This window comes from Curtobacterium sp. 458 (genome assembly GCF_030406605.1).
GTDB lineage: Bacteria > Actinomycetota > Actinomycetes > Actinomycetales > Microbacteriaceae > Curtobacterium.
The window spans coordinates 2,308,993-2,324,054 of the sequence record NZ_CP129104.1 but is presented as its reverse complement, the minus strand read 5'-3'; the positions used below and the strand labels follow the sequence as shown (position 1 = coordinate 2,324,054).

The 15,062-nt window shown below is 72.3% G+C and carries 11 protein-coding genes; 6 read left to right on the top strand and 5 right to left on the bottom strand.

Features of this window, described 5'->3' with window-relative positions; all coding sequences use genetic code 11:
• Positions 1 to 155 precede the first annotated feature (155 nt).
• Together QPJ90_RS11495 and QPJ90_RS11490 are read right to left on the bottom strand one after the other, a co-directional pair.
• Positions 156 to 896 carry a polyprenol monophosphomannose synthase gene (locus QPJ90_RS11495; RefSeq protein WP_290131356.1) on the bottom strand — a complete coding sequence of 247 codons (741 nt, stop codon included), beginning with the start codon at positions 894 to 896 and terminating at the stop codon, positions 156 to 158.
• A complete protein-coding gene (locus tag QPJ90_RS11490; RefSeq protein WP_290131355.1) occupies positions 893 to 3,382 on the bottom strand; it encodes a glycosyltransferase in 2,490 nt (829 codons plus the stop codon). The genes QPJ90_RS11495 and QPJ90_RS11490 overlap by 4 nt, the downstream gene beginning before the upstream one ends.
• A gap of 140 nt (positions 3,383 to 3,522) precedes the next feature.
• On the opposite strand from QPJ90_RS11490, the gene QPJ90_RS11485 reads away from it, so the two are divergent.
• Positions 3,523 to 4,809, top strand: a complete 1,287-nt coding sequence (locus QPJ90_RS11485) for a glycosyltransferase (protein ID WP_290131354.1) — start codon at positions 3,523 to 3,525, stop codon at positions 4,807 to 4,809.
• 101 nt (positions 4,810 to 4,910) lie between these two features.
• Here the strand turns inward: QPJ90_RS11485 and QPJ90_RS11480 are convergent, their stop codons facing one another.
• Positions 4,911 to 7,076 (bottom strand): hypothetical protein, encoded by a 2,166-nt coding sequence (locus tag QPJ90_RS11480; protein WP_290131353.1) that lies wholly within the window; start codon positions 7,074 to 7,076, stop codon positions 4,911 to 4,913.
• On the bottom strand, positions 7,076 to 7,696 hold the full coding sequence (locus tag QPJ90_RS11475; protein WP_290131352.1) for a hypothetical protein: 621 nt from the start codon (positions 7,694 to 7,696) through the stop codon (positions 7,076 to 7,078). Before QPJ90_RS11475 ends, QPJ90_RS11480 begins: the two co-directional genes overlap by 1 nt.
• A 227-nt stretch (positions 7,697 to 7,923) precedes the next feature.
• Here QPJ90_RS11475 and QPJ90_RS11470 point away from each other — a divergent pair, with 227 nt between their 5' ends.
• From QPJ90_RS11470 to QPJ90_RS11450, 5 genes are read left to right on the top strand one after another with little or no spacing between them, the layout of a single operon-like run.
• Entirely contained in the window at positions 7,924 to 8,826 is a 903-nt protein-coding gene (locus QPJ90_RS11470) for an ABC transporter permease (protein ID WP_290131351.1), read from the top strand.
• A gap of 3 nt (positions 8,827 to 8,829) precedes the next feature.
• Positions 8,830 to 10,056 (top strand): ABC transporter ATP-binding protein, encoded by a 1,227-nt coding sequence (locus QPJ90_RS11465; RefSeq protein WP_290131350.1) that lies wholly within the window; start codon positions 8,830 to 8,832, stop codon positions 10,054 to 10,056.
• Positions 10,057 to 10,058: 2 nt separating this feature from the next.
• A complete protein-coding gene (locus QPJ90_RS11460) occupies positions 10,059 to 11,108 on the top strand; it encodes a glycosyltransferase family 2 protein (RefSeq protein WP_290131349.1) in 1,050 nt (349 codons plus the stop codon).
• Positions 11,109 to 11,167: 59 nt separating this feature from the next.
• Positions 11,168 to 12,343: a glycosyltransferase family 1 protein gene (locus QPJ90_RS11455; RefSeq protein ID WP_290131348.1), complete on the top strand. Its 1,176-nt coding sequence runs from the start codon at positions 11,168 to 11,170 to the stop codon at positions 12,341 to 12,343.
• Positions 12,340 to 13,203, top strand: a complete 864-nt coding sequence (locus tag QPJ90_RS11450; protein ID WP_290131347.1) for a glycosyltransferase family 2 protein — start codon at positions 12,340 to 12,342, stop codon at positions 13,201 to 13,203. The genes QPJ90_RS11455 and QPJ90_RS11450 overlap by 4 nt, the downstream gene beginning before the upstream one ends.
• A gap of 42 nt (positions 13,204 to 13,245) precedes the next feature.
• On the opposite strand, the gene QPJ90_RS11445 is transcribed toward QPJ90_RS11450, so the two are convergent.
• Complete coding sequence (locus QPJ90_RS11445) at positions 13,246 to 15,054, bottom strand: glycosyltransferase (RefSeq protein WP_290131346.1); 1,809 nt, start codon at positions 15,052 to 15,054, stop codon at positions 13,246 to 13,248.
• Between the last annotated feature and the right edge of the window lie 8 nt (positions 15,055 to 15,062).

The window sequence follows — 15,062 nt, the reverse complement described above, 5'->3', positions numbered from 1 at the left end:
CGGCGCCTCCCGTCCTGGCGGGTGGCGCGCCGGGCGCGGTGCGCCGCGTGGTACGCCGCGTGGCGCGCCCCGCGTGCGGGTCGCGTCGGCCGGATGCGGTCAGCGGATCGCGGTCACCGGATCGCGGTCACCGGGTCGCGGTCAGCGGGTCGCGGTCAGCGGCGGCGGCCGAAGCGGCGCTGGAGGCCCCACTGAGTAACGCGCAACATGGCCTCGAACACGATGCCACCGCTCATCTTCGAGACGCCGTGGATGCGGTCGCGGAAGCGGATCGGCACCTCGACGATGCGACCGCCCTGGGCGTCCACCCGCAGCGTCATGTCGACCTGGAAGCAGTAGCCCTTCGAGTCGATCGAGTCGAGGTCCATCGCCGCGATCGCACTCGCGCGGTACACGCGGAACCCGGCCGTGACGTCGTGCACGGCGATCCCGAGCATGATCCGCGCGTAGGTGTTCGCACCGCGGCTGAGGACTTCGCGGCGGAGCGGCCAGTCGACCACCGACCCGCCGGCGACCCAGCGCGACCCGATCGCGAGCAGCACGTCGTCCGCGCCCTGCACGGCGTCGATCATCGCGGGCAGGCGGTCGGCCGGGTGCGAGCCGTCGGCGTCCATCTCCACGAGCAGCGGGTAGCCGCGCTCGAGCCCCCACCGGAAGCCCGCGACGTACGCGGTGCCGAGGCCGAGCTTGCCGGACCGTTGGAGCAGGTGGACGCGGTCGTCCTCGGCGGCCATGGTGCGGACGATGTCGCCCGTGCCGTCGGGGCTGCCGTCGTCGACGACGAGCAGGTGCGCGGTGGGCACCTGGCCCAGGATCGCGTCGGCGATCGCACGGATGTTCTCTGCCTCGTCGTACGTCGGGACGACGACCAGGGCGGGGGCGTCGGCGGCGCTCATCGGTTCTGCAGCCGGCGCTTGATCTTCCCGGCGACGCTCCGCGGCCCCTCGGTGCGGAGGTAGTGCACCGCGCGGCCGAGGTCGTGACGGACCCCGTAGAGCTTCTTCCGGTCGGGGACCCGGACGCGCATCTCGTGCGGCGTCACGGCGATCCCGGCGTCGCGGACGGACTTGTCCGCGGCACGGATCGGGTTGCGGCAGAACTCGACGAGCGGCTCGAGGACGTTCTCCCACGTGAACTGCTCCCGCACGCGGTCGACGTTCGCGATGAACTCCGCGCGCGCCTTCTTGTCGAAGAGCGCGGTCTCGAGGGCGTCGGCCAGCCCGGCGACGTCCTGCTCGTGCACCGCGATGCCGAGCTTCTCCGCGGCGACGAGGTCGCCGAAGGAGTCGCCGGCGGTCGTGACGATCGGCAGTCGAGCCCACAGGTAGTCGAGGATCCGGGTGCGGAACGAGAACGTGGTCTCGAGGTGCTCGTAGTGCGTGGAGACGCCCGCGTCCGCCTCGAGCAGGTACGCGCCGCGCTCCTGGTACGGGATCCAGTTCTCGTTGAAGAACACGTTCTTGCCGGTGAGGCCGAGGGCGTCGGCCTCGGCCCGGACCTTCGCGACGATGTCCATCTCGGGCACGTCGGGGTTCGGGTGCTGGACGCCCATGAAGAACAGCTTCACGCTCGGGCGCTTCGCCGCGAGCTGGCCGATCGACCGGACCAGCGTGATGGGGTCGAACCAGTCGTAGATGCCGCCGCCCCACACGACGAGCTTGTCGTTCTTGCCGATGCCGGGGACGACGCCCTTGACCCGCTGCACGTCGTGCACGGGCGGCGTCGACGACAGGCCGAACGGGACGACCCCGATGAGCGAGCGGAGGTCGGGGTCCCGCGAGTACGTGCGGGCGTTCACCCGACCGGATCCGGCGAGCTGGCCGAGCCAGAACATCCGCTGTCGCTCGGAGGCGCAGATGAAGTAGTCGCCCAGCTCGAGCTGGTGGTTGAGCGTGTCCGACGCGTCGAGGACCTGGCGGTTCCACTGGTCGACGTCGTCGCTGCGGCCCTGCTCGAGCTGCTCGAGGTGCAGCGGGTCGTAGACGTCGACGACCAGGATCTTCCGCGTCGACTCGAGCACCGGGAACAACCGGAGCGCGTGACCCTGCACGACGATGACGTCGGCCCACGCCTCGTGCTCGACCATCTGGCGCGGGTGGCGGTGCGGGACGGTGACGACCTCGTACGACGCATCGATCTGCTCCGAACGCGTCAGGCTGACCACACGGACGTCGTGCTCCTTGGCGAGCTCCTTCGCCATCTGGGTCGCGCGGATCGCGGGGCCGGCCATCTTCTCGCCGACGGCGTCGCCGGTGATGATGAGCACCCGCCGACGGGTCCCGACCTCGAGCACGCCGAGCGAGTGCACGATCTTGTCGTAGCCGGCGAGGTAGTTCTCGATCGGGTAGGCGGGCTCGTCGCGGTTGCCGAACAGCCGGAGCAGTTCGCGGTCGCTGCGGACACGGGTCGCCTGGATCCGGCGCCGCGACTCGGTCATCGAGGGCAGCTGCTCGACGAACTGGTCGACGCCGTAGATGCCGGCCATGCTCGTCTTCGGCACCGGGATCGTGGGGACGCTGTCGTCGCCGGGGTTGCGCAGGTCGAGCTCGGTCGAGTCGAGTTCGCCGCGTCCGACCGCCCGACGGACCGCGAGGGCGAGGGACCCGGGCAGCGCTGCCGCGAGCTGCTCGTCGCCGAGGTTCTTGTAGAGCGTGAAGAGGGCGTTCCGTTCGAGCAGGTACGTCTCGCGGAAGTCTCCGAACTTGTTCATGGAGGCATGGTGCTTGTGGAACGCGACCGACCGCGGCTGGTAGCGGAACCGCCACCCGAGGAGGTTGAGCCGCCACCCGAGGTCGACGTCCTCGTAGAACATGAAGTAGCGATCGTCGAACCCGCCGAGCTGCTCGAAGAGTTCCGCGCGGATGAACATCGCGGCGCCGGTGCCGAAGAGGACGTCGGTCTCGCTCTCCCACCGACCGGTGTCGGGCGACCCGGCGAAGGGCTTGTAGCCCATGCCGTACCAGGTCATCGCGGCCTCGGTGAAGTCGACGTTCACGCCCTCCCAGTCGAGGACCTTCGACGCCACGGCACCGATGTCCGCGCCCGAGGCGAACGTCGCCATCGCCTCGCGCACCCAGCCGACGTCGGGGCGGGCGTCGTTGTTGAGGAACGCCACGACCTCGCCGGAGGACTTCGCGACACCGAGGTTGCAGCCGCCCGTGAAGCCGAGGTTGGCGTTCGCGTCGACGAGGGTGAAGTCGAGGTCCGATGCCTTGAGGCGGCCGAGGTGCTCCGGCCCGGACCCGTTCTCGACGACGATGACCTCGAGCTTGTCCTGCGGCCAGTCCTGCTTCCGCAGTTCCGCGATGCTCGTGAGGGTGTCGTCCGTGCCCTTGTAGTTGACCAGGACGACGGAGACGACTCCGGCCTTGCGCTCGCTCACGCGGTTCCTCCAGCTGTTCGCACGCACCGAGGCGTGCTCGTGTCAACGGCAACCCAGGGCTGCCGACGGCCGAGGACACCCTACAAGGCCGACCGTGGCGATCGCCGACGTCGCGCCGTCGTTCGTGCACAATGTCGCAGGTGACGACGCACGCCATCCCCGCCGCCCCCGCCCGTTCCCCGCTGGAGGCCGAGTACACCGCGATCGCGGCCGGTGCGCACGCCGAGGGACCGCGCGGCACGGTCCGCTTCGCGGTGTCGACCGCTGACCCGACCGAGGGCAAGGGCGACCTCTACGTGGCGCTCGGCCTGGCGCGGGCGCTCCGGGCGGACGGCTGGGGCGTCGCGCTCTGGCCCGTCGAGCGGTGGACCGAGGAGGTGCCCGAGGACACCTCCGTGCTCGTCAGCATGATCGAGTCCTTCGTACCGGGGCTCGTCCCGGCGAGCACGGCGCTCGTCGCCTGGGTCCGGAACTGGACGGCGCAGTGGGCCGCACTCCCCTACCTCGACGAGTTCGACGTGGTGTGGACGTCGTCGGCGATCGCCCGGGACGCCGTCGCAGCGCACCGCAGCGGCCCGGTCGAGGTCGTGCCGATCGCCGCCGACCCCGACCTCTTCAGCACGGGTGACGAGTCCGCGAGGAGCGGGCGCGCCGTCACCACGGTCAACTTCTGGGGTGTGCGACGCCGGGCGCAGGACGTGCTCGAGGCCGTCCGCCCGGCCGAGCCCGTCGTCTGGTTCGCGGCGAACGCCGACCTGCTGACGCCCGCCCCCGGGGTCGAGCTCAGGCCAGCGGTCTCCTACTTCGCCCTGCCGGAGGTCTACCGGGCGGCCGCGTTCGTCGTCGACGACGTCATCGCGCCCGCCGCCGAGTACGGGACGCTGAACTCACGGCTGTTCGAGTCGCTCGCAGCGGGTGCGCTGCCCGTCACCGACTGCGCGCTCGGGCTCGACGAACTCGGACTCGAGGACGTCCCGGTGTACGACGACGCGGCGTCGCTCGAGGCCGCGCTGGCGATGCCCGCGGACGAGCGCCGGTCGCTCGTGGGGCGGCTCCGCGACGTCGTGCTCGACCGGCACACCTTCACCGCCCGCGCCGAGCAGGTCGGACCGACCCTCGACGCCGCCGTCGAGGCCGCCCGCGGACGACGGGGGCAGCGGTCGGCGACCCTCCGCTGGATCACGGCGCTCCGCGAGGAACTCCGGGCGACCGCGGCCGAGCGCGACGTGCACCGTGCCGGGGTCGACGACATCAACCGGCGTCTGATCGTGTCGGAGAACGCGATCGCCGGCTTCGACGCGGCTCGCCGCTCGGCCGAGGCGGAGCGCGACGCGATCGCGCTCCGGTACGACGCCCTGACGCGGTCCCTCGAGTACCGCCTGCTCCACGGGGCGGGACGGGTCGCGCGCCGCGCGCTCCGCCGCTGACGCGACGCGACGCGACGCGACCAGACGATCACGACACGACGCGACGGACGGGAGGCGCGGTGCCCGCTGGCACCGCGCCTCCCGTCCGTCACCGGCGTTCGTCAGGAGACGGTCGCGGTCTTGCTCCCCGCCTGCTTCCAGGCGCCGCTCGGCAGGTCCTGGAACCACAGGGCGACGGTGTGCCGGCCGGCCTTCTGTCCGGTGAGGGTCACCGACAGCCCGACGTCGGACCCGTACCCCGGGTGCGCGCGCTCGACGTCCTTCCGGGTGCCGGACGCGAGGGCGGTGTGCACCGTCTTCCCGTCGACGTCGACGCGGTAGGTCACCGGGTTCACCGTGTCAGGGTCGATCGCCCAGCCGGAGACCGTGATGGTGCCCTTCCCGCCGCGCGCGACGTCGTACGCGCCGTAGACCGGCCCGGTCTTGCCCGTGGCTCCGGCCACCGCGGGCACCGTCACGGACTTCGACCCGACGGCGACCCACTTGCCGCTCGGCCGGTCCATCGCCTGCAGGGCGACGGTGTGCTTGCCCGCCGCGACGCCGGTCAGGGTCGTCTGGACACCCACGTTCGGCCCCCAGCCCGGGTACACCTTCTCGACGTCGGCGCGGCGGCCGTTCGCGGTGCCGGTCTGCGCGACCTTGCCGTCGACGAGGACCCGGTAGGGCACCCGGTCGTAGACGTCGGGATCGAAGGCCCAGCCCTTGACCGTGACCTTGCCGACGGCGGGCGTGGCCTGGTCGAGCCGGGCCTTCACCGTGCCGGTCTTCCCGGTCGGACCGGTCGTCGGCATCGTGACGGTCGCGGTCTTCGTGGCGACCTTCGTCCAGCTGGTGCCGGGCTTGTCCTGCGTCCACAGCGTGACGACGCGGGAGCCGGGCGTCACGTTCTTGACGGTGGTGGAGAAGCCCACGGTCGACCCGACGCCCTTGTAGACCTTGGCGACGTCGTTCCGGACGACGTTCGCGGTCGCGTTCACGACCTGCTTCCCGTCGATCTGCACGCGGTACGGCGCGGGCTTCGAGGAGTCGGGGTCGAGCACCCACCCGCTGAGCGCGATCGTCCCGGTCCCGCCCTTCGCGGTGTCGAGGACGCCCTTCGGCGGTGCGCTCGTGACGGTGAACGGCGTGCAGCCGAGCATCGTGTTCGAACCGGCGCCCTGGTTGATCGCGTAGACGCAGACCGAGTGCGAGCCCTGGCTCATGCCGGTCAGGGTCGTCGAGAAGCCGTGCTTCGTGTTGCCGGCGCCGAGGGACCCGGCCAGGTCGGAGCGGGCGATGTCGCCCGTCACGGTGCGCTTGCCGACGCCGTCCACGTAGAACGCCACGCGGAGCGCCTTCGTGAGCACGTCGGGGTCGACGGCCCACCCGGAGACGGTCAGCGAGGTCGACGAGACCGTCACCGAGTCGACGTTGCCGTAGGGCGACGATCCACCCGTGGGCGAGCCGAACCAGTCCGTGTACATGCGCCAGAAGTTGCGGTTGCCGTAGGCGGAGCAGGCGTCACCGGAGCCGTAGAGGTTGTTCATCGCGGCGGTGTTCGGCGTGTACGGCGTGTAGATGTACAGCCCGGCCGTCGCCTGGTTCTTGATGTAGACGGTCTTGCGGCCGCACGCAGCGTTCGGGTTGAGCAGGATCGAGTTGTTCCGGCCGGCCTGGTACGCCCAGTACGTCGGCGAGGCCTGGTAGCGCTTGAACTGCAGCGCCGCCGCGTAGACCTGCTGCGCGAACCCGCGGTAGGCCGGGTCGCACGGCGCGGTGTCCGGGCAGGCGAAGCCCGTGGCGTGCTGGTACATCCAGTTCGTCGGGGCACTGGTCGCGACGATGCCCTGCTCCTTCTGCAGCAGGACGAGGAGCGCCTTCTGGCTGATGCCGCACGCCGCACCGACCTGCGCGATGATCGTCGAGCCGCTCTTGGTCCCGCCGGCGATCGCGGCGCAGCGTCCGGCCACGGCCTTGATCGCGGGGACGTTCTGCGTGAAGTCCTTCAGGCACTTCGGCGCCCCGGACTGCTGCCGGCAGTTCGGCGCGACGCTGTTGAGGAACGACTGCACGCCGGACGCGGACATCGCGGACCCGTTGTAGAAGTTCGCGTCCGAGATGATGTTGCCCGGGTCGAACGCGCTTGCGGTCGCCGCCGATGCGGTCTCGGTCGTGGTCTGCTCCGCGAGCACGGTGCCGAACGTGAGCCCGGTCACGGCCACCGCGAGCGCGGCGACCATCGCGAGCGAGGTCCGCAGGGGACGTCGGCGGGGTCGGGTGGTCTGCATCACGGCACCTCCGCCGTCATCGGGTCGGACGTGGTCGACTTCGACCCGACCGAGTACTGGAGTGTGATCGACCAGGTGCCCGAGGACACCTTCGCGGCCGGGAAGGACACCTGCGCGCAGTTGACCGCGCTCGGGCTGGACTGCGCGGAGCTCGTGGCGGTGCGGGTCGTGCCGCCCTTCGTCGCGGTGAAGGTGCACGTGCCCGAGGCGTTCGTCGTGCCGGAGACGAGGCCGCCGGCCTGCAGCGTCCGGCTCGCGGCGTCCCAACCCGCGAACGTGACGACCGCGATCGCCGGGAAGTCGGCCGGGTCGGTGTCCGGCTGCGCGGTCTCCCCCGAGCCCGGGAACGCGCCGGGGGTGTCGTCGTCGGATGCGCCGCCGCCGCCGTCGTCGGAGCCGGTGCCGCCGCCGACGCCGGACGTCGCGTCGTCCGCCGGGGCCGCCGAGGCACTGCCGTCGGTGCTGGGGGCGGTCGCCGTCGGGCTCGACGACGTGGTCGCCGAGGCCGTCGAGGACGCGGAGGGAGCCGGGTCGCCGTCGCCGGCGGAACACCCGGCCGCGAGGAAGGTGAGCGCGCCGACCACCGCGAACGCAGCGATCGGCCGTGGAGCGAAGAGCATGCTGACGGGCCGTCCTGTGGATGTTGACAAGGGTCCGGGTTGCGCCCACGGTAACCCGAAAGTGAAGGTTGAGGGTTGGTTCCGACCGGAATCACCCCCGCACGGGGTGCACGACAGTCGTCGTGCAGTCCAGCGCACGCACGGTCCGGGTCCCCTGCCGCTCCAGCCGGCCCGGGAGGGGCGCCGAGTATGCTGTCCCGGTCCTGCCCCCACGAACGAAGAGACGCATGGTCGATCACAACCGCATGGCTGCGCTCGCGCAGGAGCCCCTCGTCGTCGTCGGTGCTCCGACGAGTGCGATCCGAGGGACGTGGCGCGAGTTGCGCGACGTCTTCCGGCAGCGCGAGATGCTCGGCATGCTCGTCCGGCGCGACCTCAAGGCGCGGTACAAGGACTCGGCGCTCGGCTTCGTGTGGACGCTGGTCCGGCCGCTGACGCAGCTCCTCATCTACTACTTCGTCATGGGGCAGATCCTCGGCGCGGCCAAGGGCATCGACAACTTCGCGATCTACGTCTTCACGGGCCTCAGCGCCTACACGCTCTTCAGCGAGATCGTCGCCGGGTCGACCGGGTCGATCGTCGGCAACTCGGGCCTCATCAAGAAGGTCTACGTCCCGCGCGAGGTGTTCCCGCTCGCGAGCGTGGGCGCCGCCCTGGTGAACTACGTCATCCAGTTCGCCATCCTCATCGCGGCGACCCTCGTCATCGGGGTGTTCCCGTGGCACGAGGGACTCGTCTACCTCATCCCGTCGCTGCTCGTGATCCTCGTCTACGGCGCGGCCATCGGGCTCGTCCTCGCAGCGCTCAACGTCTACCTGCGCGACGTGCAGTTCGTCATCGACGTCGGGCTCATGGTGCTGCTCTGGGCATCGCCGATCGTCTACTCGTACGCGATGGTCGTGGAGCGGCTCAAGGTCGACTGGATCCTCGCCGTCTACACGAACAACCCCCTCACGCTGTCCGTCCTCGGGATGCAGAACGCCATCTGGCTGCACGACCCGAAGGACGTCGTCTACCCGGAGCACCTCATGCTCCGTCTCGGCATCGCCTTCGTCATCGGCGTCGCCTGCCTCCTCGGCGCGCAGCGGGTGTTCTCCCGGCTGCAGGGCAACTTCGCGCAGGAGCTCTAGACCATGGCCATCAGCACGCCCGTCACCCCGTCGACCACGACCCGGTCCGCAGCACGCCCGGACGTCATCGTCATCGACCACGTCCGGAAGCGCTTCACCGTCCGCAAGGACAACACCATCCGCGAGCGCATCGTCACGCTCGGCCGCGCCGGCCGGAAGCACCGCCAGGACTTCTGGGCGCTCGACGACGTCAGCGTCACGATCCAGGCCGGGTCGACCGTCGGGCTCATCGGCCAGAACGGCTCCGGCAAGTCGACGCTGCTCAAGGCGATCGGCGGCATCATCCAGCCGACCTCCGGCACGGTGTCCCGCCGCGGTCGCCTCGCCGCCCTGCTCGAGCTCGGCGCCGGGTTCCACCCGGACCTGTCCGGCCGCGAGAACGTCTACCTCAACGCGTCCCTGCTCGGCCTGAGCCGCAAGGAGACCGAGGCGCGGTTCGACGACATCCTCGCGTTCTCCGGCATCGGCGACTTCATCGACACCCAGGTGAAGTTCTACAGCTCCGGCATGTACGTGCGACTCGCGTTCGCCGTGGCCGTGCACACCGACCCCGACGTGCTGCTCGTCGACGAGGTGCTCGCGGTCGGCGACGAGGCGTTCCAGCGCAAGTGCCTCGACCGCATCCGCTCGTTCCAGGAGCAGGGCAAGACGATCATCATCGTCACGCACTCCCTGAGCCAGGTGCAGGAGATGTGCGACCGTGTGGTCCTCCTCAACAAGGGCAAGGTCCTGCACGACGGCGATGCGGTGCAGGCGGTCAGCAAGTTCCGCGACGTGCTCGAGGAGCGCCGGTCGGGCGAGCTGAGCGCCGACGTGGCGGTCGGCCGCGGCACCGTGCTCGGCGCCACCGTCACCGCCGAGGGCAAGGAGCACCGCGCCCCCGTCACCCCCGGCGACGACCTCGTCGTCGACATGGAGTTCGAGCACCTCGACGGCGTCACCGACTGGGAGGCCGCGGTGCAGATCAACAACACCGCGGGTCAGGTCGTCTACGGCACGACGACGGGCATCATGGGGGTCCACCTCGAGCCGCTGCACGGCCGACGGAAGCTCCGGCTGAAGATCGCCGACACGAACTTCGGGACCGGCAAGTACTTCATCAACGTCTCGATGATGGACTCCGCCGGACGGCACCTGCACGACCTGCCCGAGTGCGACTCGTTCGAGGTGCCCTCGTTCGGCGACGCCGTCGGCACCGTCTACGCGAAGCCCTCGCTCGAAGAGCTCTGAACGTGCCCGGACCCTCCGTGCCGCGCGACGGCACGCGGACCGCGGTCGTCATCGTCAACTGGGAACGTGCCGACCTGACCGCGCGTGCCGCCCGCGCCGTGCTCGACGACCCGACCGCCGACGCGCAGGTCGTGGTCGTGGACAACGGCTCCTCGGACGACTCCGTCGCCGTGCTGCGGGCGGCGCTGCCGGACGTGACGATGGTGGCCCGCGACCACAACGACGGCTTCGCGGCCGGCGCGAACGCGGGCATCCGCGCGACCGACGCCGACGTCGTCGTCCTCCTCAACAACGACGCCGAACCCGCGCCGGGGTTCGTCGCGGCGCTCCGCGACCACCTGGCGCGCGCCGCGCCCGACACCGCCGCCGTGACGGGCCGCATCCTCCTCGCCGGACGCTGGTCGCGCCTCCCGGCCGGTGCCGTGCCCGCACCCGACCAGCGCGTGCTGCACGACCACGCCGGCCACCGGTGGACACCGGCGCCGGACGGCGAGGTGCGCCTCAACTCCACCGGCGTGCGCGTCGACCGCGACGGCAACGGCCGGGACCGCGACTGGTTCGCCGCCGCCGACCACCGCGCCGACGTCGACGTCTTCGGCTTCTCCGGTGGCGCGAGCGCGCTTCGGCGGAGCGCGCTCGACGACGTCGGGCTGCTCGACGAGTCGCTCTTCATGTACTACGAGGACACCGAGCTCGCCTGGCGGCTCCGCCGCCGCGGGTGGCGCGTCGAGCACGCCGCGGACGCCGTCGTCGAGCACGACCACTCCGCGTCGTCCGGCGTCCGGAGCGACCTCTTCGTCTTCCGCAACGCGCGGAACCGACTCGTCGTCGCGCTCTGGCACGCGCCGTGGTCGACGATCTGCCGAGCAGCGGTCCGCACAGCGGTACGCGGGCTGCGCGGCCTCGCGTCCGCGCGGGACCGCCGGGAGGCACGGCTCGTCCTGGCAGCGTTGGCCGACGTCGCAGGGCACCTCCCCCGGCACCTGGCACGTCGCCTGACCGAGGACCGTCGCGCGAGTGTGCCGCGCCGGTCCGTGGACCCCGGAGCATGAGCCGCGGGCGCTATCCTGGTCGCTCCCCCGTCGACGGCCCCGGCCGGAAGGATCCTCGCGTGCCGCACACCACCGTCCTGATCGACGGGACGGCCGTACCGGCAGCGCTGGGCGGCGTCGGTCGCTACGTCGAGGGCCTCGTCTCGCACCTCGCCACGCCCGACCTCGACGTGCACCTGGTCGTCCGACCGGAGCACGTCCAGCACTTCGCCGCCCTCGCGCCGTCCGTCACCGTGCACGCCGCACCGCGGTGGACCCGTTCGGTGCCGCTGCGCTTCGTCTGGGAGCAGACCGGGCTGCCGTTGCTCGCACGTCGACTGCACGCCGACGTGCTCCACTCGCCGCACTACACGTTCCCGTTCGCCTGGCGCGGGGGCTCGGTCGTGACCCTGCACGACGCCACCTTCTTCTCGAACCCGGAGTGGCACTCGCGGACGAAGCGCACGTTCTTCACCTGGTGGAGCCGTCGGTCGCTCCGCAGCCGACCGGTCGTCGTCGTGCCGAGCGCGGCGACCGCATCCGAGGCCGCACGGGTCGTGACGGGCATCCGCGCCGACGTCCGGGTGGCGCCGCTCGGCGTCGACCGGGCCGTCTTCCACGAGCCCTCGACGGCCGAGGTCGAGGACGCCCGGATCGCCGCGACGCTCCCCGAGGGCGCGCCGTGGATCGCGTTCCTCGGCACGATCGAACCGCGCAAGAACGTGCCGGCCCTGCTCGACGCGTACGCAGCGGTCCGGCAGGCCCGCGCGGTGACCGGATCCGACACCCCGTGGCTCGTGCTGTCCGGAGCGCGGGGCTGGGACGAGTCCGCGACCGCACGCCTCGACGCCCTCCAGGACGACGACCACGTGGTCGAGGCCGGCTACCTCCCCCTCGAGGACCTCGCCGGCTTCCTCGGCGGCGCAGAGCTCGTCGTCTACCCGTCCCTCGGCGAGGGCTTCGGGCTGCCCGTGGTCGAGGCGATGGCGTCCGGTGCCTGCGTGGTCACCACCCCGCGTCTGTCGCTGCCCGAGGTCGGCGGTGACGCGGCGGTGTACACCGAGCCCGACGCCGAGGCGATCGCGACGACGATCACGGCGCTCCTCGACGACCCGGACCGCATCGCGAGGCACCGCGCGGCCGCGCTCCGTCGGGCCGACGACTTCACGTGGGACGCCACCGCGGCCGTCCACGTCCGGGCGTACGCCGACGTGCACGCCCCGGCCGCCGGCGCGCGCACGGGAGGCACCCGGTGACCGCGTCGCCACGCGTGGCCGTCCTCACCGTCACGTACAACACGGGCGAGACCATCCGACCGTTCCTCGCGAGCGTCGCCGACGCCTCGTCGACCCCGGTCGCGGTGGTGATCGCCGACAACGGGTCCGCCGACCTCGACGCGCTCCGGGCGATCGGCGAGTCGTACGGCGCCACGGTGGTGTCCTCGGGCGGGAACCGGGGGTACGGCGGCGGCATCGACGCGGCGCTGACCGCCCTCGACGACGTCCTGCCCGACGTCCGCCCGGACTTCCTGCTCGTCACGAACCCCGACGTCGTGCTCGGCCCCGGGTCGATCGACGAACTCGTCCGGGCAGCCGACCGGCTCCCCGACGGTGGCGCCTTCGGCCCGCGGATCCTCGACGACCAGGGCGAGACCTACCCGTCGGCGCGGCAGCTGCCGTCGCTCCGGACCGGCCTCGGACACGCGGCGTTCTCGCGGTTCTGGCCGGCGAACCCGTGGAGCCAGCGGTACTGGTCCACGACCCAGGTCGTCGAGCGCGAGGCCGGATGGCTGTCGGGCGCGTGCTTCCTCATCCGCACGTCGCTGTTCCGGCAGCTCGGCGGGTTCGACGAGTCGTACTTCATGTACTTCGAGGACGTCGACCTCGGGCAGCGTGTCGGACGCGCCGGTCGCACGAACGTGTACGTGCCGTCGGCCGTCGTCACGCACACCGGGGCGCACTCGACGTCGTCGAACCGGCGCCGCATGGAGATCGAGCACCACCGCAGCGCCTACCGCTACCTGTCCCGCAAGTACCGCGCCTGGTGGCTGTGGCCGCTCCGTATCGCACTCCGCGCGGGTCTGTCCGCCCGGGCGCGCTGGGTCACGCGCAAGTAGCGCCCGCCGGGTCGCCCGCTCCGCGGACCGCGCGCGAGCGCGTCAGCGGAGCAGCCGTGCACGCTCGGCGCGGGCGGCGTCGAGCAGCAAGCCGGCGCGGGCGTCGAACGAGTGGTTCGCGGCGATGCGCGCGGCGATCTCGGCGCGCTCGCCCGCGGACGGCCACGGGTGTGCCGGGTCGAGCAGGGCCGCGAGTCCGTCCCGGGAGCGGGCGACGGCCAGGGTCGGCACGTCGAGCACGTCCTCGAGCCCCGCGACCGGATCGGTCACGACGACGCCGCCCGCCGCGAGGACGTCGAACACCCGGTTCGACACGAACCCACCGGCCGCCATGTCCGGCCAGTGGTCGTTGAGGACCACCCGCGCCGAGGCGTAGGCAGCCGCGACCTCCGCGCGCGACAACGCCGGCTCGCCCAGGAGGGACGGCGGCAGGACGGCTGCCCAGCCCGGTCCGTGCACCCGGAGGTCGGCCCCGACCGACACGGCACCGGTGACGATCGGGCGCTCGGTCCCCCGCGTCGACCCGACGAACACCACGCGGCCGGCATCGGCGCCGGTCGCGGAGCGGGTCCCCGGGTGGAAGACCGACGGGTCGGTCGCCTGCAGGAGCGGCTCGACCGGCACGCCGCTGCGCGCGGAGGCCTCGGCCGCCCACGTCGGTCCGGCCGCGAACGCCCGGTCGAACGTCCGCAGCTCGGTGTCCGTGACGTCGTCGGGGTGGCTGATGACCCAGAGCAGGTTCACGGACGCGGGGTTCGGTGGCACGCGGTCGAGGCCGCGCACGACGAGCGTCACGTCGTCGTCGCCGTCGTCGTCCCGCACGTGGGCGTCACGCCGGTCGACCCGGACGTCCTGCCCGAGCCGCTCGAGTGCGGCCGCGAGCTCGGCGGCGAAGTGCACGTCGCCCCAGCCGTCGCCCTCGGGGCCGGCCGGGGCGGCGATCTTGACGGACCACGACAGCCGGTCGGCCCGCACCCGTGACCGGACGACCGGCGACACGGGCCGGGCACCCCACGGCGGGAGCGGCAGCCCGGCGACCACCCCGGACCCTGCGCCGTCCGCCGGGCGGTCACGCCACGACGCGACGACGTCCACCACGGCGGCGTCGACGGTGCGACCCGGCTCGACCGTCCGGACGACCGGTCCGACGGCACGGGTGCGCACGGTCGTTCGCGCGGCTGCGGCCGCGTCGGCGGTCCACGCCGTCAGCGTGGTCCGTTCGTCCGGGAGGCACGGTGCGGGGACCACGGCGCCCTGCGGTATCGAGACCACCGGTTGGTCCGCCCCGAGGACGACGTCGTCCGGCGGTGCGGCACGGTCGTCCGACCACGGCAGCGCGCCCGGTCGGACGAGCCGTGCTCCGGCCCGATGGACACCGTCAGCGGTCCGGACGGCGGCCTGGGTCGGTCGGTCGACGTCGTGTGCGAGCGCTCGCAACGCCTCGGGCCCGACCTCGACGGAGGTGTCGACGAGCACGAGCGTCCGCCCGACGCCCGCCGCGAGTCCGGCGTTGATCGCCGACCCGAGCCCGTCCACGTGACCACGGCGTCCCCACGGCTGCGCCGGGTCGGAGCCGTCCCGGGGCGACGCGTCGGCCACGTAGGACACCGCACGCACGTCCACGTCGGCACCGAAGGCGTCACGGGCAGCCGCGACCAGCCGGGGCACCTCGGCGTGCCGGTCGGAGCGCGTCGTGACGAGCACCGTCACCGGCGTGTCCAGGGACGGGAGGTCGCCGTCCCAGCCGGTCACGCGCACGTCGTCGGTCGACGTCCCGGAGGCACCACGGGCCTCCTGGCCGACGTCGACGACCGCGCCGTCAGCGCGACGCTTCCGCCGGAAGAGGCCCACGGTCCGGG